The sequence below is a fragment of the Bacteroides acidifaciens genome, from assembly GCF_024623065.1.
Taxonomy (GTDB): Bacteria; Bacteroidota; Bacteroidia; order Bacteroidales; family Bacteroidaceae; genus Bacteroides; species Bacteroides acidifaciens.
On sequence record NZ_JANJZR010000004.1, the window covers coordinates 66,438 to 88,244 of the forward strand.

General features: G+C 42.0%; 14 protein-coding genes. 8 read left to right on the forward strand and 6 right to left on the reverse strand.

What is annotated here, in order from left to right; translation table 11 throughout:
• Positions 1-52: 52 nt before the first annotated feature.
• From NSB03_RS01925 to NSB03_RS01945, 5 genes are all read right to left on the reverse strand, one after another.
• Positions 53-1,417, reverse strand: coding sequence for a DUF805 domain-containing protein (locus NSB03_RS01925; protein ID WP_024986290.1), 1,365 nt, complete (start codon positions 1,415-1,417; stop codon positions 53-55).
• A 6-nt stretch (positions 1,418-1,423) separates the two neighbouring features.
• A complete protein-coding gene (locus NSB03_RS01930; protein WP_257466181.1) occupies positions 1,424-2,542 on the reverse strand; it encodes a hypothetical protein in 1,119 nt (372 codons plus the stop codon).
• Between the two features lie 2 nt (positions 2,543-2,544).
• Positions 2,545-3,102, reverse strand: a complete 558-nt coding sequence (locus NSB03_RS01935) for a PD-(D/E)XK nuclease family protein (protein ID WP_024986289.1) — start codon at positions 3,100-3,102, stop codon at positions 2,545-2,547.
• Positions 3,103-3,496: 394 nt separating this feature from the next.
• Positions 3,497-4,399 carry a helix-turn-helix transcriptional regulator gene (locus tag NSB03_RS01940; RefSeq protein ID WP_024986288.1) on the reverse strand — a complete coding sequence of 301 codons (903 nt, stop codon included), beginning with the start codon at positions 4,397-4,399 and terminating at the stop codon, positions 3,497-3,499.
• Positions 4,400-4,471: 72 nt separating this feature from the next.
• Positions 4,472-5,464 carry a DUF3810 domain-containing protein gene (locus tag NSB03_RS01945; protein WP_369888684.1) on the reverse strand — a complete coding sequence of 331 codons (993 nt, stop codon included), beginning with the start codon at positions 5,462-5,464 and terminating at the stop codon, positions 4,472-4,474.
• Between the two features lie 228 nt (positions 5,465-5,692).
• Here NSB03_RS01945 and NSB03_RS01950 point away from each other — a divergent pair, with 228 nt between their 5' ends.
• Both NSB03_RS01950 and NSB03_RS01955 read left to right on the forward strand, forming a co-directional pair.
• The gene (locus NSB03_RS01950; protein WP_024986286.1) at positions 5,693-6,331 is read left to right on the forward strand and encodes a hypothetical protein; all 639 of its coding nucleotides are present in this window, start codon (positions 5,693-5,695) and stop codon (positions 6,329-6,331) included.
• A 65-nt stretch (positions 6,332-6,396) separates the two neighbouring features.
• Positions 6,397-9,036: a valine--tRNA ligase gene (locus NSB03_RS01955; protein WP_024986285.1), complete on the forward strand. Its 2,640-nt coding sequence runs from the start codon at positions 6,397-6,399 to the stop codon at positions 9,034-9,036.
• Positions 9,037-9,588: 552 nt separating this feature from the next.
• On the opposite strand, the gene NSB03_RS01960 is transcribed toward NSB03_RS01955, so the two are convergent.
• Positions 9,589-10,164, reverse strand: a complete 576-nt coding sequence (locus NSB03_RS01960) for an RNA polymerase sigma-70 factor (RefSeq protein ID WP_024986283.1) — start codon at positions 10,162-10,164, stop codon at positions 9,589-9,591.
• A gap of 135 nt (positions 10,165-10,299) precedes the next feature.
• Between NSB03_RS01960 and NSB03_RS01965 the strand changes: the two genes are divergently transcribed.
• The 6 genes from NSB03_RS01965 (at position 10,300) to NSB03_RS01990 (ending at position 21,735) form a co-directional block, all read left to right on the forward strand.
• A complete protein-coding gene (locus tag NSB03_RS01965) occupies positions 10,300-11,316 on the forward strand; it encodes a FecR domain-containing protein (RefSeq protein WP_024986282.1) in 1,017 nt (338 codons plus the stop codon).
• Positions 11,317-11,485: 169 nt separating this feature from the next.
• Complete coding sequence (locus tag NSB03_RS01970) at positions 11,486-14,872, forward strand: TonB-dependent receptor (protein ID WP_024986281.1); 3,387 nt, start codon at positions 11,486-11,488, stop codon at positions 14,870-14,872.
• 12 nt (positions 14,873-14,884) lie between these two features.
• Positions 14,885-16,399 carry a RagB/SusD family nutrient uptake outer membrane protein gene (locus tag NSB03_RS01975; protein ID WP_024986280.1) on the forward strand — a complete coding sequence of 505 codons (1,515 nt, stop codon included), beginning with the start codon at positions 14,885-14,887 and terminating at the stop codon, positions 16,397-16,399.
• Between the two features lie 15 nt (positions 16,400-16,414).
• Positions 16,415-17,725, forward strand: coding sequence for a SusE domain-containing protein (locus NSB03_RS01980; RefSeq protein ID WP_024986279.1), 1,311 nt, complete (start codon positions 16,415-16,417; stop codon positions 17,723-17,725).
• 28 nt (positions 17,726-17,753) lie between these two features.
• Positions 17,754-19,319 (forward strand): DUF4874 domain-containing protein, encoded by a 1,566-nt coding sequence (locus tag NSB03_RS01985; protein ID WP_024986278.1) that lies wholly within the window; start codon positions 17,754-17,756, stop codon positions 19,317-19,319.
• A gap of 82 nt (positions 19,320-19,401) precedes the next feature.
• Positions 19,402-21,735: a beta-galactosidase gene (locus NSB03_RS01990; protein WP_371826225.1), complete on the forward strand. Its 2,334-nt coding sequence runs from the start codon at positions 19,402-19,404 to the stop codon at positions 21,733-21,735.
• Positions 21,736-21,807: the final 72 nt, after the last annotated feature.

Genomic DNA, 21,807 nt, shown 5'->3' on the forward strand with positions numbered 1-21,807 from the left:
GATAATAGAGTGAATGATGTAAGTAAGTTGTTATGTTTCATGATGGTAAAATTTAATTCGTTGTAATGGTAAGTCCGTTGGCATAGCTGACGTTATATACGAAATTGGGAGATATGTTGTGAAAGCCATCGAATACAACCTGATATTCCTTATTTCCCAAATTATGAAACTCTTCTATTTGCACTTCGTCACGGGGCAGATAATTGTCGAATATCTCAAACCATTGGTTGTTGAAAACAACTTTGTGTTCTTTAAGACACTCTATCGCTATATGCCCCAAGTCACTTTCGGTGAAATCACTTCTGAAACTCCTGTTACCGCTTGCGTATGCCCGTAATAGTCGGGAAAAGTTTGAGAAATCGAATTGTTGCAATAACCATTTAAATTCGGTATTGGAGATGACAAGCAAATCGTCGTTTTCTACAAGTTCTTCGGTGAGGGTTAGCAGACCTTCTCCTTTGTATCCTTTAGTTATGGCTTGTTGCATATTGTAGCAGAAGGTATAAATGGCATAATAGCAAGAGAAATCGTGTATAATGCGTTTTTTTATTTCCGCATCATTTTCGCCATTGATGCTTTTCCTGCTTTCTGGGTAACCTATATTGTCCAATGTATCCACTCCTGCGGTGTCTCCGTCAAGAGTCCAATCGCTGTGTTGAAGTTGAGGCTTTTGGAGATGGTTGGCAGATTTGAAATAGGTGAGTACAACCAGAATGGCTACAACTATTATCGACACATTGAGCACAATCTTGTCGGTAGTGGTCAGAGGAGTGGAGTCGTTAGCTGCATTTCCTTTCTTGCACAGCAGGAAGAGTAGCCAAAAGATACCGACTAAGGGGATGAGGACAATCAGAAACCACCATCCGCTTTTTCCAATGTCGTGCAAGCGACGTATACCGATGGCAAGTGAAGGAATGGTGAGAGCCAGTGAGACGATTGTGAATAGCCAACCATAGCCGAGGCTTTCGCCAAATAGTTGGAAGTCAATTCCCAATAAGATGTCTATGCATGATGCGGCAATAGCTATGACGCTGTAGAACAGGATGTAAAGCCAATACTGCTTTCTTGTGGCCGTTCCGATAAAGTCGGCATATTGCTTGTATACGACACGGGTGAAATAGTGGGATAAGAAAGAGGTCAGCGGGGTCTCTTGGTTCTCACGGTTTGTGGCTTTCGGCTGTTCTTTTGCTATCGTGGCGCGATGTGACGAAGGTATTGCTTTAGGCGTTAACGGTTCGTGGCAATAAGGACAAGATACACTGTCTTCTTCTATTTGTTCGGCGCAAATAGGGCAGGCAACCATTTTCTTAGCTACCGTTTGCTTTTCTTCCAACCATTCACCGCAGTGTTTGCATTTTTTGGCTACAGCCAAAATCTCTTCTCCGCAATAAGGGCATTTTTTCATTTCTTTTTCCATAATATTTTATTTCTTTTGAAGTGAAGAAATTGTATATAAAACATTTTTTTTCTCATTGACAAAGAATGAAACTTTCACGCTAAACGTTTCTTTTCCTTCATTATTACGGAATTGATAGGTGAAGTTGGTTCCGTCTATTCTTTGTATGGTATATTCCCCGATTAATGGATTGTTATCAGCACGTAATTGTTCCAGATATCTTTTCCCTGCATTTATTTCCGGACTGTTACTATCCGCCATTTCTTGATATACCGTTCCGGTGAATTTGGCACCCAATTTTGTTTTAATTCTATTGTAGGTGTTCAAATCAATTTCTCCTTTGCGTAGTCTTTCTTGTGCTATACGGAGTTTGCTTGCATTGGCTATCATCTCTTTATATACAGGACTGTCAGTCGGCTCCAGCTGTTTTTTAAGTCCTAATTTCAGTTTTATGTATTCCTGGGTTTTAGGTGATTCTTTTTGTATCTCATATTTGTTATTCAGAAAATCCTGTTGGCATAAAAAAGTCATCACGTCTATGCGAAAATGACGTTCTTGTTCGCCATGGTCTTTATTGTTTTTAGCCGGATGGCATACTCCTACTAATTTCCCATTCAGATAGGCATTTTGGTCTATTACTTGATATTGGGGAAATAGTGAATTTATCTGGTAATGTTCTTCTTTTGGATATGAACGGTCTATTGTTTCCCATTTTCCTTTCTTATCATGTAACCATTCCCATGTTTGGGCGGCCCGAATTAAATATAAAGAGTCAGCTATTCTTTCTTGTACTATTCTTGCGGCATCATTGACCTTTTGGATGGAGTCTGCACTTTTTTGCTCTAACTCTTTCTTGATAATAGCATTTTCTATTTCTACTTTGATTTTCTCGAATTCTTTTGATTTGGCTTTTAAACTTTCCATTGATTCACCTAAGTAAATAGTTGGAAATTTATATTTGAAATCTTCTAATTTATGTATTTCGCAGATTCTTAGAAGTGAATCTCTCGTATTTTGTAATTTTTGAGAGAATACTTCTGTCTTGTTTTTCTTTGCCTTAACGAATTTTGATAAGTCTACTATTTGTGCGTTTGTCTTACATATTCCTGTGCAGAGGAATAGGCATATTAATAGAAATTTTCCCATAGTTACCAGTATCTTAACCAAAACTCGTTAAACAAATCGCTTTCCGAATCTTGCTGTTCATAATCATTTAAATCTCCCAGGCAGAATGGAGTATATCCGTTCTCTTTACATTCCTTTGTAAGCATAGCCGGCATCTCATCCAAGGCGGTGATTAGTATATAATGCCTTTTGGCATCAGGCATATATTCTTCACATACTTGGTCGAAAATTACCTTGTATCTTGCTAATTGATTATGGTGAGTCGGTGTATATGCTTTGTTCTCAATCAAAACAGCATGAAATTCTTCTTTTCCATTATATGTAATCCGTATGTTTGCCCAAAGGTCGATGTATTTCCATTGTTTCCAAGTCTCGACAGAGATGACTTGTACGTCGTCTGTCATTTCGATGCCAATCAGTTTGCCGAGAATTTTTCTGCAATATTGATAAAGGACAGGTTTCTCTCCACTGTATTGCTGCATAGATCTACGTAAGGTCCATGACAGAATAAAATCTATCATGGTTTCTTTTTGGGAATCTCCTTCGGAGGAATCTTTCATTAGTAATGATACTTTTTCCATATTTTTTATAGTTTGAAATTAATGTACGGGTACAAAAAAGAGCGTAAAACTAACTTTTATCCTTATTTATTCGCTTAGGCTCTCGCATTGCCTGAATCTCAAATAAGGTAAAAGCAGTCCACGCCCTATTCGGGTGTGAACGCTACTTTAACCTACTATCCCTGAGATTCATTTTAAATTTGCGAGATTTAAGCGAATGGGATAATACGTTTTAACGTTCAATCAATATGTCTGAAAATCTTTGTTTTCTGTTTCTTACTACTTGTTTTTAATGGTTGTATATCGCAAAACTAAGAAACATTTTTTAGAATTGAAAGAATTTTATCAGAAAATATGACCGGACTGCTTTAATATTTACTAATGAATACTTATTTCGATACACCTATGATGATATTTATTCATATAGTTGATTCATTTTTTGAATAGTTGTTCCAATTTGAATTCTGAACCATTGAGGCTCCAAGACTTCTACAAAATCTCCATGTGATAAGATGGCTTGGCAGAAATCATAGGTAGGGCGCAATCTAAAAGTAAAAATGGAATAGTTGCTGTGTGTTTCGCTTTCTTTTTGAGAATGATGCAGCGGGAGAGAACGGAAATATTTGCATTGATTTCCATATACTTTTATGCTGATTTTTTCTACGCCATATTCTTCATCAACAATAACCCCGAAACTATCATCAAAGTAGGCTTTAGGATGAAAGGTTTGAGGATACTCGAACGGTAAGTCTGTTTGTTCCATTTCGAGTATCCGGTCGAGGGAGTAAATCAATACTTTGTCATAATACGGACTTCTTGCTGCCACATACCAACGTTGTTTGAAGGCCTTTATACAATAAGGTTCAATTTGAAATGTATATGATTTATCCTGCCAATGACCTTGATATGTTATTTCCAATGTTTTATGATTGTCAATAGATTCAATGATTGGTATCAGATACTGTTCTCCTGAAGGATATTCTTCCGGTAGTATTTTATCTCTTAGTTTACGGCTTTCGTTAAGGACTGTATTGACTGCAAATATATTTAACATCCATTTTCTGAGTCCTTCCTTTTTAAGTTCTTCGGTGTTTTCTATATAATAATTGCCTCCGTTGTGTCTATCGCATTCTATGTTTATGTCGAATAGTTCTTCAATGGCTTTCCGGTGATTGTGGAAAGTTCTGTTGGGGATTTTCTCTCCGTTACTCATTTCACATCGCAGCCATTTACGGTTAATTTCATCTAGTGTTATTGTTCCGGCCCGATAGATTGTATCTACCAACCAGAGATATCTGTTAAAAAGATCTTTTGCCATAAAAAAATTAGTTTTCCGTTTTATATTAGTGCTGCAAATATCGTGAAGTGATGTGCCAAAACAAGGCACAATCTACATCTGTTTTTTCCATTCCCGATAAGAAATCAGCAGTCCCACTACTTCCGAATAGTTCTGCCGTCCGCTTTCTATCTTATTCCCTTTCAGATAAAGGTCATATATCCAATCTTGCACAGCACCGACTATCGGGCTGTACTTGGCAGCCCAATACGCCTGATTATCCTTTGCCAATTCGATAATTTCCGGTCGGATACGATGGAAGAGTTGTGTATATTCTTCTTCGGACAGTAGTCTTTGTGCATTCCGCAGTACATGGCCGAGCACGGAGAAGTAGCCGGAGAAACGGATGCCCATAGCCTGAGAACGGGTGCAAACCTGATAAGCGTAGAAGTTTGCTTCCGCCTCGCTGGTGATGCCAAGCAGATGAGCCAGCTCATGTGCGTAAGTAGCCGGATAATTGGCAGGAAGTAAATCACCGTTCAGCGTGAACTCACAGAAGAAAGGACCCATGCTGCCGGTCACGCCCACCATTGAGATGAACGGAGTAAACAGCATTGTCTTTACTCTGGGAGCATCGTGTGGAGGACGGTGTACGCCAAGACTATCGCTTAACTGATGATAGAGCCGCACGGTTTCCTCACGCACCAAATCCTTGGCGATACTATTCAACGGGGTATACGAACGATTGAGTTGTGTGATATAATCATTTACAAACTCTTTGAAATTCTCCGGCGTATAGGTTGTATAAGGAATTTCAGTCCGTTGATAAAAGTTCTTTTGCGAATAATTAAGTCCCCAAGCGAGGTAGAACCATACGTACACCCATAACAAATACTCGCCGTCGCGCCGCAAAACTCTTTTCCAGGATAATTTCTTGCGAAAGCGGCCGTAGAAAGGATAAACAATGACACCTGCAATGCTGATGAAAATAAATAAATCACCTATCGCAAAGGGGAATAAGTTGGAAAAGAATGACAAGACATAAGAAACAAGCGGATAAATCGTGTGGGAATATAGCGTTGCCAATGCAGGAACCAACTGCGTCATCCATACCAGAAGCAATAATACTCCCAATACTATATGTCTAATTTTCAACCTCCGTTTCATCTTCTATTCAGATTTTAATCGACAAAAATATGCATTAATTAAACGTCACGCGAGAAAATACCTCTATATTTGCAAAAAATCTGTTAACGTCCGCTCGCCCGTTTCATGTAAATGCGAGGAGCGTTCGACATCAACTAATTAATTGTTCAATATAGGCACAATAAAAAGATGGCTACCACAGAAGAAATTGAAAAGTATTGCAGGAATTGCGTATCGCGCGATTTCGTGAATGGAAAAGGATTAGTTTGTTCACGTACCAAAGATCTTCCGGCGTTTGAAGAAGAATGTGAAGACTTCAAGAAAGACGAAGATCTGGAAAGATGGGCACCTCCCAAGCCCGAAGACTTTCCCGTGTCGATGACCAGAGAAGAAATGCTGGCAGAAGAAAATTTGCCTAAAGGAATATTGTATGCAGTTGTTGCCTGCCTTGTGGGAGCGGCGGCATGGGGATTGATATCCGTTTCAACCGGTTATCAGATAGGATATATGGCTATCGGTATCGGCTTTCTTGTCGGTTTTGCTATGCGCCAGGGGAAGGGGATACGGCCCGTATTTGGAATTATCGGTGCGGCACTGGCTTTGATTAGTTGTGTGTTGGGCGATTTCTTTTCTATCATCGGATATATTGCCAAAGATTATGATATGGCATATACTGACGTCTTGTCCGGTGTGGATTATGCTGAAATCTTTTCTTTGCTGATTGAGAATTTGGCATCCATGACTATCTTATTCTATGGATTTGCAGTTTATGAAGCCTATAAATTCTCTTTCCGTCCACAGAATCAGCCCGAGGGTGGCAAGATTTGAATTTAAATTATTAATTTTGCACCCGTTATTTTTGAATATACAATCTATCATATACATAAAACAATATGGAATTAGCAAGTAAGTACAATCCCGCTGACGTGGAGGGAAAGTGGTACCAGTATTGGCTGGACCACAAATTATTCAGTTCAAAACCCGATGGTCGTGAACCTTACACCATCGTCATCCCGCCCCCGAACGTCACCGGTGTGTTACACATGGGACACATGCTTAATAATACCATTCAGGATATTTTAGTTCGTCGTGCCCGTATGGAAGGCAAAAATGCTTGCTGGGTGCCGGGAACTGACCACGCTTCTATTGCTACCGAAGCTAAAGTTGTAAACAAACTCGCTTCTCAAGGTATCAAGAAAACCGATCTGACTCGTGACGAATTCCTGAAACATGCTTGGGAATGGACAGACGAGCACGGTGGTATTATCCTGAAACAACTCCGTAAACTCGGCGCATCTTGCGACTGGGATCGTACTGCTTTCACTATGGATAAGAAACGTAGTGAAAGTGTAATCAAAGTATTTGTCGATCTGTTCGATAAAGGATTGATTTATCGTGGTGTCCGCATGGTAAACTGGGATCCGAAAGCCTTGACTGCTCTTTCTGATGAAGAAGTAATCTATAAGGAAGAACATGGAAAACTGTATTACCTCCGTTATAAAGTAGAAGGTGATCCGGAAGGTCGCTACGCGGTTGTTGCAACCACCCGTCCTGAAACAATTATGGGTGATACGGCTATGTGTATCAATCCGAACGACCCGAAGAACGCGTGGCTGAAAGGAAAGAAAGTAATCGTTCCGCTGGTAAACCGTGTCATTCCTGTGATTGAGGATGATTATGTAGACATCGAATTCGGTACGGGTTGTCTGAAAGTAACCCCGGCCCATGATGTAAACGACTATATGCTGGGTGAAAAATACAACTTGCCTAGTATCGATATCTTCAATGACAATGGTACATTGAGCGAAGCTGCCGGTATGTATATCGGTATGGATCGTTTCGATGTCCGTAAACAGATAGAGAAAGACCTTGAAGCTGCCGGATTGCTCGAAAAGACGGAAGCCTATACCAATAAGGTAGGATATTCGGAACGTACCAACGTGGTGATTGAGCCGAAACTCTCTATGCAGTGGTTCCTTAAGATGCAGCATTTGGCGGATATGGCATTGCCGCCTGTAATGAACGACGACCTGAAGTTCTATCCGGCAAAATATAAGAACACCTACCGTCACTGGATGGAGAACATCAAAGACTGGTGTATCAGCCGCCAGTTGTGGTGGGGACACCGTATTCCCGCTTACTTCCTGCCGGAAGGTGGTTATGTAGTAGCCGCTACTCCCGAAGAAGCATTGGCAAAAGCCAAAGAAAAGACAGGCAACGCAGCCCTGACAATCGAAGAACTCCGTCAGGATGAAGACTGTCTGGACACTTGGTTCTCTTCTTGGTTGTGGCCTATCTCTTTGTTCGACGGCATCAACAATCCGGGCAACGAAGAAATCAAATACTACTATCCGACAAGCGACCTTGTGACAGGACCGGACATTATCTTCTTCTGGGTAGCCCGCATGATTATGGCAGGTTATGAATATGAGGGGCAGATGCCGTTCAAGAACGTTTACTTCACGGGTATCGTTCGCGACAAATTAGGGCGTAAGATGTCCAAGTCGCTCGGTAACTCTCCCGACCCGTTGGAACTGATCGAAAAGTATGGTGCCGACGGTGTGCGTATGGGTATGATGCTTTCGGCTCCTGCCGGCAACGACATCCTTTTCGACGACGCACTTTGCGAGCAGGGACGTAACTTCTGCAACAAGATATGGAATGCTTTCCGTCTGATTAAAGGATGGACGGTTGACGATAGCCTCCAAGCCACAGAAGCGGCAAGACTGGCTACCCACTGGTTTGAATCCAAACAGAACGCAGTTGCGGCAGAAGTGGCAGACTTGTTCAAGAAGTATCGCTTGAGTGAAGCGTTGATGGCTGTTTATAAATTGTTCTGGGATGAATTCTCTTCTTGGTATCTGGAAATGATTAAACCTGCCTACGGACAAGGTATTGACCGCGCCACTTATAACGCTACACTTGGTTATTTGGATAACTTGCTGCATCTTCTTCATCCGTTTATGCCGTTTATCACCGAAGAGTTGTGGCAGCAGATGGCGGAACGTAATGTCGGAGAAGGTGAAAGCTTGATGGTAAGTGCCTTGAATATGAATACAACTGTCGATGCCGATAACGTGGCACAGTTTGAAGTAGTGAAAGATATCATCAGTAATATCCGCAGTATCCGCCTTCAGAAGAATATTGCACAGAAAGAAGCGCTTGAGTTGCAAGTATTGGGCGAGAATCCGGTGGCGGCATTCAATGCGGTCGTTCAGAAGATGTGCAATCTTTCTTCTATCGAGGTGGTTGAAAGCAAGGCGGAAGGTGCCGCTTCTTTCATGGTCGGTACCACTGAGTTTGCCGTACCTTTGGGCAATATGATTGACGTGGAAGCTGAAATCGCCCGTATGGAAGCCGAATTGAAACACAAGGAAGGTTTCTTGCAAGGCGTATTGAAGAAACTCAGCAATGAGAAGTTTGTCAACAATGCTCCGGCAGCTGTTATCGAGATGGAACGCAAGAAACAAGCGGATGCCGAAAGTATTATCAAGTCTTTGAAGGAAAGCATTTCCGCTTTGAAGAAAGCATAATTCTCCAACACTTAATTTTATGTAATATAAGGCATCTCAATTGGATTTGGGATGCCTTTCTTTTTGAATATATCCGTATTCTCTGGAAAGCATACGGGCTGCCTGAAGCAATGGAGAAAGCGGAGCAGGCCAATCAACTGCAATCTGCTTTCTTGGCAAATATGAATCACGAAATACGTGAGTATCAGACATGTGAAATCATGTCATTCCATTTGTCGGATACTCTTTGTTTTCCCATAAGCTATTAATAGATAAGTTATTGTCTCCTTGATGCAAACTTCTTTTTCTTTAATGGCAAAGTTGTTTTTGCTTTATTCCAAACTATAATTGCAGGCTTTGTTTTTATAAATGCAACTTGCGTTTATAAAAACAAAGCCTGCAATTATATAATCAGAAGTTGCATTTATAGTTTTCATCGGGTCAAGATGAAGTTTGGTATTAAGGGAAAGCAAGTTTACCCTTAATACAATGAAAGTTATTCATTAATACTTTGAGAGACAGGTAGGGGTAGACAAGGCAATGCCTGGCAGAAACTTGTATAATCAGCCTGCTTCAAGGAAATAAGAGTGGTAGTAGTAACGGAAGATAATCCTTTAAATCCGTACGCAATTGTTTTAATGCCTGTTGGATACGGTAATCTATTGTTTTGGGAGATACTCCCAGTGTTTCCGCAATCTCCTTGTAGCTCATATCCCGGAATCGGTGCATCACAAAAGCTTCCCGATAACTTTCGGGCAGTGCTGCGATAGCTTCCTCAATCCGTCTGGTGAGTTCTTCAACCTGATAGTAGTCTGTATCTTGCAGCATTTCCTGCATTTCTTCGTAGAATCGTGTATCGGCCCGTTGGGTGGCGTCGATATGCGCAAGTTTGTTTAACGCCCTGCGGTACACCATCTTGAAGAGATAGGAATTAAGAGAAGACTCGATAACCAGTGTTTCCCGATTTTCCCAAATCCATAAAAGAGAATCTTCCACGATTTCTTCTGCATCTTCCAACTCAACAAACCGATGGCCATAAGCGCACAGCATCGGATAATATCTCCGAAACAGTGTGTCGAATGCTTTCAAGTCCCCGTGTTGAACAGCTGATAACAGGAAATCGTTGTTTGATTGGTAGGTTTCTTTCATGTATTAGTTTTGCTATTTTACTGCAAATATAGCCTTTTTATAAGAAAACAAAGATTTTCTGAAAAAAAATGGTTTTTAGTTTAGGAGTTTTCCGCTTTTCCCTTGTCTTATCATAAAAGGCAATAAAAACGGTATATGGATAATATTGACAAAAATAAGATAGAAGAATTGCTTCCCCGTTATTGTGAAGGACAAGTGACGGAAGCAGAACGTCTGCTGGTCGAAAATTGGATGAGTGAGTCGGAAGAGAATCGACGGACGGCAAAACAGGTTCATGCGCTTTATCTGGCTACGGACACCATTCATGTAATGAAGAAAGTTGATACGGAGAAGGCATTGTCAAGGGTAAAAAGCAGGATGACAGGTAAGAAGAAAACGATGTGGTGGGAATGGGCACAACGTGCGGCAGCAGTTCTGTTCATTCCACTCCTCGTTACTTTGATGGTGCAGCATTGGGGAGACGGCGGCAAAGAATTGGCACAAATGATGGAGATAAAGACCAATCCCGGAATGATGACCTCATTGACATTACCCGACGGCACACTTGTTTTCCTGAATTCAGAATCTACATTAAGTTATCCTTCACGCTTCGACGGAGATACGCGAAACGTAAATTTGCAGGGTGAAGCTTATTTTGAAGTAGCCAAGGATCCGGAGAAGAAATTCATCGTTTCCACTTCCCATCAGTCGCAAATAGAAGTACTGGGAACTCACTTCAATGTAGAAGCTTACGAAAAAGAAAATAGAGTTTCAGCTACATTGGTAGAAGGGAAAATCGGTTTTATCTACAAATGCGATAATGCTTCGAAGAAAGTACTAATGGCTCCCGGCCAAAAACTGGTCTATGACTCGAAAGACAGTAAAGTACAACTTTATGCCACTTCGGGCGAATCGGAAATAGCCTGGAAAGAAGGGAAGATTATATTCAGAAACACTCCCTTGGAAGAGGGGCTGCGGATGTTGGAAAAACGGTATAATGTGGAATTCATTATTAAAAATGATCGTTTGAAAGGAGACTCCTTTACAGGTACATTCACCAACCAACGCCTGGAACGCATTCTTGAATACTTCCAGCTTTCTTCTCAAATCCGCTGGCGCTATCTTGATTCTCCGGATATAACAGATGAAAAGAGTAAGATAGAAATATATTGATTGAATAACCTTAATACAGAAATGCAATGAAAGACAGACCCCCTTAAATAAAAAAACATACGGGATGATATTGGCGTATCTTCCCGTATGAAAATCGGTAAATCTTTTTGAGCTTGTTTGGCGACAAGCCTAGATAAACTTTTTATTAACTTTAAGTCATCACAAATTTATGCAAAATTATTTTAGCATCCAATTTTTATGGGTGGTAAAGTCGCTTTGGCTAACCTCAAAAAAAATCCCATTATCTATGAGACTATTAGTTTTGTTCTTAGTATGTTCTATCGGGCTGGGGTATGCGGCCGATAGTTACGCTCAGAAAGCTATGATTAGTATCGATGCCCGCAATCAGCGTGTAGAGGATATTCTGAAAGAGATTGAAGCACAGTCGGACTTTGACTTCTTCTTCAACAACAAGCATGTTGATTTGAATCGCCGTGTATCAGTCTCGGCTGATAAGAGTAATATTTTTAATGTATTACAAGAAGTCTTTGCCGGTACGAATGTGAAATATTCCGTGCTGGATAAGAAAATAATATTGTCTGTTGAAGCGCAATCATCACAACAGGAAAAGAAAGTAACAATATCGGGTATGGTACTGGACACTCATGGTGAACCGATAATTGGAGCCAGTGTATTGGAGAAAGGCGTACAGGGAAATGGAACGATTACAGACATTGACGGTGTCTTCAAACTTTCCGTATCTTCATCGAAAGCACTATTGGATATTTCCTATATCGGCTATCAGTCACAGACTGTTGCGGTGCAGGTCGGTAAAAATCTAAAAATCATTTTACAGGAAGATTCCAAGCAATTGGAAGAAGTAGTCGTGGTAGGTTATGGAACACAGAGTAAAAAGACATTGACAGGTGCTGTCTCTATGGTGAATATGGGGGATGTAGAAATGAATACTGTTCCGAATGTATCTCGTGCATTGGCAGGTAAGGCTGCCGGATTTCGTGTAAATCAGATCTCTGCGCAACCTGGTGGTGAGGCTAAATTCCGTATTCGTGGTGAGACTTCTATTAGCGCGGGTAATGAACCCTTGTTTGTTATTGACGGTTTTCCAGTGTCGTCTTCCGGTAATTTAAGTTCGGGGAACGGCTATTATGAATCTGGTAATATTGATAATGTGTTGGAGTCTTTGAATCCGGATGATATTGAATCAATTTCAGTATTGAAAGATGCCGCTTCTACGGCTATTTATGGAGCACGTGCCGGTCATGGAGTTGTTTTGATTACAACAAAACGAGGTAAGAGTCAGAAGCCCAGAGTGACTTATTCCGGTATGGGATCTGTGCAGGTAGCCCGTTCGAATTATAAGATGCTTGATACTCGTATGTATATGGATATGTACAACAAACAGCAGTATGAAGAATGGATGAAACTGAACGGTATGGGCATTTACGAAGGATACGTGACAAAGTCGGAAAAACCGACTCAGTATAAACCGGCTTTCAATAATGACGAGATTTTGTTGGCAAGCGGTACCGATTGGTTGGATGCAGTGATGCGCAACGGTTATACGCAGCAACACAATCTTTCCGTGAATGGCGGTACGGAGAAAACCCGTTATCTGGCTTCCGTCAACTATATGGATCAAGAAGGTATTGTGAAGAATAATGGCGTTAGCCGTTTTTCCGCTCGTTTGAATTTGGATCAGGAACTGAATGAATACGTTTCTTTCGGATTGACTGCCACATACACACAGAACAGATACGATAATGTTCCCTTGGGCGATGGACAGAATGAATATTCCGGCGTGCTGACCGGTGCCATTGAATCCAATCCTACTATTCCTATTTATGATGCGGAAGGAAACTATTATATCGATCCGAAACGACCGTTTGTAGCCAATCCGGTATCGTTGTTGGAAATACAAGACAATACGGTGAAAGACCGTTTGATGGGTTCGGCATTCGTCTCAGTGAAACCTTTGAAAGAACTGGAAGTGAAACTGCAATTAGGGGCCGACCGCAGTTTTCAGAAACGTTCCAGCTACTTGCCTAAAACAACTTTGCAAGGAGCTAACAAGAACGGAAGAGCGGATATTTCTCAATCGACCAACACTACTTATCTGATGGAGTTGACAGCTCAATATGCGAAGAGTTTCGGCGACCATAATGTGAAAGTAATCGGTGGCTATTCGTTCCAGAAATTTAAGAATGATGGTTTTAGTGCCGGCAATTCGGATTTTTTGGTAGACGGGTTTGGTTACAATAGCTTAGGTTCGGGCAATTACAAGAAACCTTCCGTAGCTTCATGGGCTTCTATCAATAGTATTGCTTCGCTGTTTGCCCGTGCCAACTACTCTTATCAGGGAAGGTATTTGCTCGAAGCTACGTTACGTGCCGATGCCGCATCCAATTTTGCACCGGAAAACCGTTGGGGATATTTTCCTTCTGTATCGGCAGGTTGGATGATTAGTGAAGAAAACTTTATGAAAGGGGCTTCCAAATGGCTCTCTATGTTGAAGTTGAGAGCTTCTTATGGGCAAACCGGTAATTCCAACGTTGGTTATCGCATTTATGACTATTATGAGGTAGGCAAGAACTCTATTATAGGCGGAGCGGAGTCGACGGGAGTATATGCTTCGGATTTGGGAAACAAAAGCATTACATGGGAGACAACGACGGAATTTAACCTCGGAGTGGACTTCGGAATATTCAACAACCGCTTCAAGTTGGCAGCCGAATACTTCAAACGTAAGATTACAGACCTGCTCCGAACGGACAAGCCATTGCCTTTCTATAACGAGATAAACAAAATCGCCGGAAATATAGGAGCCACGCAAAGTCAGGGTGTGGAAATCACTCTGAATACAGTGAATATTGTTACAAAAGATTTTGAGTGGGATACCACATTGACCTTGTCACATTATAACGACCGTTGGCTGAAACGCGACCCGAACTGGAAACCGAGAGCTTATGAGAAAGAAGACGACCCGATACGTGCGTGGTGGGAATATGAAGCAATCGGCATCCTGCAACCGGGCGAAAAGGCTCCCGAAGCACAAAAAGACTTGGTACCAGGTATGATGAAACTGAAAGACCAAGATGGAAACGGTGTGTTGGGAGATGAAGATAAAGTGTATATGGGTAATGGCGACCCCAAAATCATTTATGGTCTGAACAACTCGTTCCGCTACAAAAACTTCGACCTGAATATTTACTTCTACGGTGAAGCGGGCAGGAAGCGCGGAGCCAGCTATTACGAAGGATGGACACGCATGGATAACGGCATCAACGTTTCTACTTATGCATTGAAAGCATTCAACAGCAACAACCTTTCTGCTACAGACCCTACTTATGTAAGAGGGGGAAACGGTTGGGGCGATTATTACGTGAAATCTATCTATTATGTTCGTTGCGGAAGTATAACGTTGGGATATAAAGTGCCGATTAGTCAAAAGATTGTGAACAATCTTCGGGTATACGTAGATGTGAACAATCCGTTTGTGATTACCAACTGGACAGGTCTGGATCCTGAAACGGATAACGGAACATATGCATATCCGAATGTGACTTCTTATAATTTCGGTGTATCAATCTCTTTCTAATAAGTCGTAAATATGAAAAGGATAATTTATACAGCAATAGCAACACTCTTGTTTCTTGTTTCGTCTTGTACGTTGGAACAAGAAGTCTACAATAAAATAAACCCGGGAATGTTCCCGCAAAACGCTGAAGATGTAAATGCGCTAGTCAATGCGAGCGCCTATCACGTGTTCTCCCCGTGGGGGATTTTTGAAGTGGCGGCAGGTTATGTGACGACTTCGGAAATGGTGACCGATTATGTGGAGAATACATGGGGATGGACTACCGTATACAATTCATACGAAGCCAACGACTGGCACATCGACGGAGATTACCGCCGCGTGTATGACTACTCCCAATACTTGGCTTCCATGACGCTGACGATGGAACGTATCAAGAACGTAAATATGGATGAAACACTGAAAGCTCGTTATATGGCAGAGTTGAAATGCGGACGTGGCTTTCTTGCTTTCCTGATGTATGACATGTATGGTCCGATACCTATTGCCGATTTGGAAACGTTGCAGAAACCGGAAGCGGAGATTGTCATCCCCCGCTTGTCTGAAGAAGCGATGCGTGAATACATTGTTACTAATCTGAAGGAAGCGGCTGACATATTACCTTATAAATATGAAGATACGGATTACGGACGTTTTACGAAAGGGCTTGCCAACACACTGTTGCTGAAGTTTTATATGATGACCAGGCAGTGGGACGAAGCGGAGAAAATAGGACGTGAACTGACCAAATCAGAATACGGTTATAAACTGGTAGACGATTATCATTCTTTGTTTTCTTTATCCGGAGAAAAGAACTCGGAAGTCATCTTTTCTTGTGTAGCCGAAGCTGGTGTAATGGAGCAAAAATGGTTTGCACACGTATTGACATCTGATTATCCTGTGCCAGCCGGAATGGCAGTGACGGCATGGGGAGGATACAAAATATCATGGCCTGCCTACGAATCGTTTGATCCTAAAGATAAAAGACGGGAAAGAATTATCGGTGAGTATACCGGTACGAAAGGTGTATATCACAGTCGGGCTACCGACCGTGACGGGGGGACAACTGGTGTGCTCTTTTATGGCGCAATCCCGGTGAAGTATAAAATCGAAGGAGTGATAGGAGAACAGTGTGAAATAGATATGCCGATCTACCGTTATGCTGACGTATTGACTTTACTTTCGGAAGCAATTGTCCGCAATGGAAATAGTATCACTCAGGAAGCGGTTGGTTTATTGAATCAGGTACGTGTAACCCATGGCGGACTGAAAGCCTGGCAATTGAGTGATTTCGCTTCCGTAGATGATTTCCTGGACAAGTTGTTGGAAGAACGTGGGCATGAATTCTATTTTGAAGGTGTACGTAGACAGGATTTAATCCGTCATGGTAAATTCATAGAAGCGGCACTTGCCAAAGCGAGATTTGCCGGTCAGCCGACAGGTAAAATCGAAACGAAAGTGGACGGGCAATATAAATATGAGAAGTTCCCGTTGCCTACTCATTTGATTACTGAAGGACAAGGTCTTATAGTTCAAAACCCCGGTTATTAAAAAAAGGAGAGTATTATGAAACATTTATTATATAGTCTGGTAGGTATTTTGTTACTTGCCGGATGCAAAGAGGACAAGTATAATGTGATTGTTCCCATGTCGGATATTTACCTGAGTGCGCCTCAGGATGGAACGACTATTGATTTGAATGATTTGTCAACCGATGAATATAACTTCTCTTGGGATAAGTCTTTGGAGAAAGGTGCCAAACTAATTCTTTGTGCTACAAGAGACTTTAAAAATCCGGTGAAGGTCGATGCAGGTAAATCGACTTCTTTTACCATGTCCGTATTGGCTGCCGATCAATATTTCTCCCGGTTAGGAATAAAAGCCGGTCAGGAAGCGCTGTTGTATTGGACTGTTAAAGAGACTGGCAATACTACGGCTGCTGCGTCGGATGTGCATACGATTCATGTGAAACGTATGTCTACCAAGTTATTACAACCTGAGGATATGACTGAGATTGCTTTGGCTGAAGATAAACCGGAAACTGCCGTACAGTTTGAATGGGATACGGAAGGAATGGCGGAATCAACTTCGTATTCGCTCTGTCTGTCACTTGATCCTGAAATGAAACAGACTGTGGCCGAGCAAAGTGTAGGTGTCGTAAAAGGCAAATCCTCTCTGACTCACGAAGAACTTCAGACATTACTCGACCAACTTTCTATCAAACGTTGGACATCCAACGCTATATATTGGAATGTGAAGACTGACGGCGGACAACTGGTGTCACGTTCTTCCGGAGTATTGAATATGACGGAAATGATGCGCTTCATTGACGTTCGCGGTGATGAGAAAATAACCTATCGTGTGGCACGTATTCCTTATAGAGACGGGACCTCACTGGTTTGGCTGGCGGATAATCTGCGGACGACCAAGTATCCTGACGGAACCGACATTGAAGCAAATAACTATAAGGAGACACCGGCATCCTTTGGAGAAGGAAGGGTGAAAGCATACGGAGTTCATTATCATTATGACATCCGCGACAGGATAGCTCCTGCTGGATGGCGTCTACCGACTATGCAGGAATATAAGACTCTGTTTATCGAAGCAGGGATGGCCGAAGGGCAATGGAATGTATTGAAAGACCCTGAATATTATGAGTCAGTGAAAGGGCAGGCTCATCTGAATGACTGGAAATTCAATTTGTGCGCTTCCGGTCAGTGGGTGGAACCGAATATCAATAATCACACCGGGCCATATTGCTATTTGTTGGTGACCGATAATGCGGAGCATGCATGTATGCTTCATGACGGTGGAGCGACATTGTATACTCCCTGGACAACGGGAGCTCCTGCACGTTTTATCTTTAATGAAAATTAATCAGGTGAAAATTAAAAGTATATCAATCATGTTAATCAATATAAAGAAAACTATGACCCTATTATCTACCTTATTATTAAGTATTATGTGTAGCTTTTGTTCTGATACGATAGATGTGTATGCAGGACAGTATGGAGAGGAAGAGGGTACGAATGAACCGGAAACTCCGGAAGTTGTAGGTAAAATCATACCTATCGAGCCATTGAGAAATCCCGATAGAGGATTTCATTTGGAATGCAATCTGCTTGCCGATGAGATGAAGAGTCCGTATAATGAATATGAGGTCTACGGTGAGGACTTATATACGAAGAAAGTAGAGCAGTTCGATGCGAAAGATGATAATCTGACTCTTGTGCAGCAGTATATTTATCTGACCAAGTGGGTGAGTAAAGACCTTGATGATGAGGCTTTGGATAATATCCGCAAGGTGTTTGAGTTGATGAAAGCGCAGGGATATAAAGCCATTCTTCGTTTTGCATACAATCATGCGGGGCTTAATACGTCTGGCGGTGAATCTAAACAATGGATTCTTAGGCATATTGAACAACTGACTCCTTTGTTGAATGAATATATCGGTCAGATCGCTACGGTGCAAGTTGGTTTTATCGGTGCTTGGGGAGAGTGGCATACGTCTCCGTTGGTGAATGATCAGGATGCAAAAAATGCAATTGTCAGTGCGTTGCTAAGGGCTTTGCCTGTTCCGTATTGTGTAGAAATGCGTTATCCGAGCCATAAGAAAGCACTGACATTGGAGCAAGAAGAATATCGCGGACGTATCGGTTATGCGAACGATTATTTTACGGCCGGTGAACATTCTCACGCACCGGGCAATGATTTTGTTCCTAATACGGATGATTATAAGCAGATAACAGAAGAAGTAAAAGCGAATAACTTCTATATGAGTGGTGAAATCCCTTATGATGAAGATACTGAATGGGGATTGTCTGCACTGATTACTCCGATGAAGTCGTTGCGTATTTTGCGTGAGCACCGTTATTCGGCTTTTGATGTGACACAGAATTTTGCTTTGAATATCATGAGCTGGAAGCAAGTGAAAGTATATCCGTCTTTATTGAATGATAATAACATTCTCTTTGATGAGAGTTATTTTAAGGATGCCGAAGGCAATGACGTAGTCCGTTCATTCTATGAATTTGTGCGCGACCATTTGGGCTATCGTCTGAATCTCCAAAGTGAATCGAAAGTAGAGGCAAAGGATGGAAATCTGGAATATGACCTGACGATAACCAATACAGGATTTGCTACGGTGATTAACCCGAAAGAGGTTTATTTAGTGCTTGTTTCCGGTGACGGTCAGGTGGTAAAAGAGATAAAACTGGATGTAGAGCCGAAAAACTGGATTCCTTCTACCAATGAAGAACCGAATAAGGCGGCGGAGTATTCCATAAAAGGAAGTACGGCTGCCGGATTGAGCGGGACATATAAGGTAGGAATCTGGATGCCGGAGAAAGTTGACGATTTGAAATACAATCCGGTTTATGCCATAAAGTTTGCTCTGACAGAGAAACTGACTCATTGGTATGATGATGCAGGAAAGTATGCCGTGAATATTTTTGGTGAGGTTACATTCTGATAAAGATTGATGAATACTCCGGTCGGACGGATAAACTTTAGTGAGGCCGACCGGAGTATTTAATATTTATGATATAGTTTGAATGAAGATGAATAAAAATCGAAATAAGGTATTTATTATACTTAACTTAATTGTATCATTTTTTATTTCTGCCTGTTCCGCCCCCACGGAACAGGTTAAAATAGCAAACGGTACTTTTAATATCAACGGAAAAGATGTGCAACTGATTTGCGGAGAAATGCACTATTCCCGTATTCCACGCGAGTATTGGCGTGACCGTCTGCATAGGGCACGTGCAATGGGGTTGAACACTGTCTCTGCCTATGTCTTCTGGAATTTCCACGAACGGCAGCCGGGTGAGTTTGACTTCAGCGGGCAGGCGGATATAGCCGAATTTGTACGTACTGCACAAGAAGAAGGTTTGTATGTCATTCTTCGTCCCGGCCCATACGTGTGTGCAGAATGGGATTTTGGCGGCTATCCTTCATGGCTTCTGAAAGAGAAGGATCTGGTTTATCGCAGCAAAGACCCTCGTTTCTTGTCCTATTGCGAGCGATATATCAAGGAACTCGGCAAGCAATTGTCCCCTCTGACTATCAACAATGGCGGTAATATTATTATGGTGCAGGTAGAAAATGAATACGGTTCGTATGCGGCAGATAAAGAATACCTCACCGCTATCCGTGATATGCTTCAGGAGGCTGGATTCAATGTTCCGTTGTTCACCTGTGACGGTGGCGGACAAGTGGAAGCCGGACATATTGACGGTGCATTGCCTACTTTGAACGGTGTATTCGGCGAAGATATATTTAAGATTGTAGACAAATATCATCCGGGGGGTCCATACTTTGTGGCGGAGTTTTATCCGGCCTGGTTTGATGAATGGGGAAAACGCCATTCATCCGTAGCCTATGAGCGCCCTGCCGAACAATTGGATTGGATGTTGAGCCATGGCGTATCTGTCAGCATGTATATGTTCCACGGAGGAACAAATTTCTGGTACATGAATGGTGCTAATACCAGCGGTGGATTCCGTCCCCAGCCTACCAGTTACGATTATGACGCTCCGCTTGGAGAATGGGGTAACTGCTATCCGAAATATCATGCATTCAGAGAAGTGATTCAGAAATACCTGCCCGAGGGGACTGTATTGCCGGAAGTGCCCGCCGATAATCCGACCACTACTTTCGCTACAGTCGAATTAAAGGAAAGTGCTCCTTTGACTACCACTTTTCATCAGACTACACAATCGGAAGAGGTACTGTCAATGGAAGATGTAGGAATGGATTTCGGATATATCCACTATCAGACTACAATCAATACACCGGGAAAACAAAAGCTGATTATTCAGGATTTGCGTGATTATGCTGTTATCCTGGTAGACGGCAGACAAGTGGCCAGTCTTGACCGCCGTTATAATCAGAACAGCACGACACTGGACATTCATAAAGTTCCCGCTACACTGGAGATTTTGGTTGAAAATACCGGACGTGTCAATTATGGTCCCGATATCCTTTTTAACCGTAAAGGGATTACAAGTCAGGTGCTTTGGGGAAATGATAAATTGACAGGCTGGTCCATCACCCCGCTTCCACTTTATAAAGAAGAGGTATCTTCTCTGGCTTTCGGAAAAGAAATCAAAGGCGTTCCGGCATTTCACAGGGGAACGTTCATGATAGAAAAAGAAGGCGATTGCTTTGTTGATATGAGCCAGTGGGGTAAAGGGGCTGTTTGGGTAAACGGTAAATCGTTGGGACGTTTCTGGAATGTCGGCCCTCAACAGACTCTCTATATACCTGCTCCCTGGCTGAAAACAGGCGAGAATGAGATTGTTGTTTTCGAAATGGAAGATACGGGAAAGAGGAGTTTACGGGGATTGGATAAACCGGTACTTGACAGTTTGGGCGTGGATAAAAACAAGCCGGAGAAACAGCTACGCAACCAGACAGGCAATCCGATTCTGGAAGAAGGAGATATTTTGCTGAAAACCACCTTAACAGAGACGAACGACTGGCAGCAATTTGATTTGCCGGTTGTGAGCACTTTGCGCCATTTTTGCATTGAAACACTTTCTTCATATACGGAAGACAACCAGGCATGCATTTCGGAAGTTGACTTGTTGGATGACAAGGGGCAACCGGTGGATAAGACCAAATGGGAAGTTGTTTATGTAAGTAGCGAGCAGGCAGACAAGAATCTGGGCGTGGCGGAGAATTTGTTCGATGGGGATATTTCTTCATTCTGGCATACTGATCCGGCAACGGAATCCGGACAGCCGCACCGTATCATTATTGACTTAAAGGAAATCTATAAAATATCAGCCCTTCGTCTCAAAGTCCGTAAAGGTTCTTTCTTGTCAGGGAAGGTAAAAGAGATAAATGTATATGGTCGTCCGCAATTCTTCTTGTTTCATTGATTTACTTGTTTCATTGATTAAAAATGTACATGAGATGAGAAATATGATTTCTATTTGCTATCTTTGGCAAAT

Bases quoted from the DNA above. Each gene is read 5' to 3' on its own strand.
- NSB03_RS01925 (WP_024986290.1), bottom strand. From the start codon at position 1,417: ATGGAAAAAGAAATGAAAAAATGCCCTTATTGCGGAGAAGAGATTTTG.
- NSB03_RS01930 (WP_257466181.1), bottom strand. From the start codon at position 2,542: ATGGGAAAATTTCTATTAATATGCCTATTCCTCTGCACAGGAATATGT.
- NSB03_RS01935 (WP_024986289.1), bottom strand. From the start codon at position 3,102: ATGGAAAAAGTATCATTACTAATGAAAGATTCCTCCGAAGGAGATTCC.
- NSB03_RS01940 (WP_024986288.1), bottom strand. From the start codon at position 4,399: ATGGCAAAAGATCTTTTTAACAGATATCTCTGGTTGGTAGATACAATC.
- NSB03_RS01945 (WP_369888684.1), bottom strand. From the start codon at position 5,464: ATGACGCAGTTGGTTCCTGCATTGGCAACGCTATATTCCCACACGATT.
- NSB03_RS01950 (WP_024986286.1), top strand. From the start codon at position 5,693: ATGGCTACCACAGAAGAAATTGAAAAGTATTGCAGGAATTGCGTATCG.
- NSB03_RS01955 (WP_024986285.1), top strand. From the start codon at position 6,397: ATGGAATTAGCAAGTAAGTACAATCCCGCTGACGTGGAGGGAAAGTGG.
- NSB03_RS01960 (WP_024986283.1), bottom strand. From the start codon at position 10,164: ATGAAAGAAACCTACCAATCAAACAACGATTTCCTGTTATCAGCTGTT.
- NSB03_RS01965 (WP_024986282.1), top strand. From the start codon at position 10,300: ATGGATAATATTGACAAAAATAAGATAGAAGAATTGCTTCCCCGTTAT.
- NSB03_RS01970 (WP_024986281.1), top strand. From the start codon at position 11,486: ATGCAAAATTATTTTAGCATCCAATTTTTATGGGTGGTAAAGTCGCTT.
- NSB03_RS01975 (WP_024986280.1), top strand. From the start codon at position 14,885: ATGAAAAGGATAATTTATACAGCAATAGCAACACTCTTGTTTCTTGTT.
- NSB03_RS01980 (WP_024986279.1), top strand. From the start codon at position 16,415: ATGAAACATTTATTATATAGTCTGGTAGGTATTTTGTTACTTGCCGGA.
- NSB03_RS01985 (WP_024986278.1), top strand. From the start codon at position 17,754: ATGTTAATCAATATAAAGAAAACTATGACCCTATTATCTACCTTATTA.
- NSB03_RS01990 (WP_371826225.1), top strand. From the start codon at position 19,402: ATGAAGATGAATAAAAATCGAAATAAGGTATTTATTATACTTAACTTA.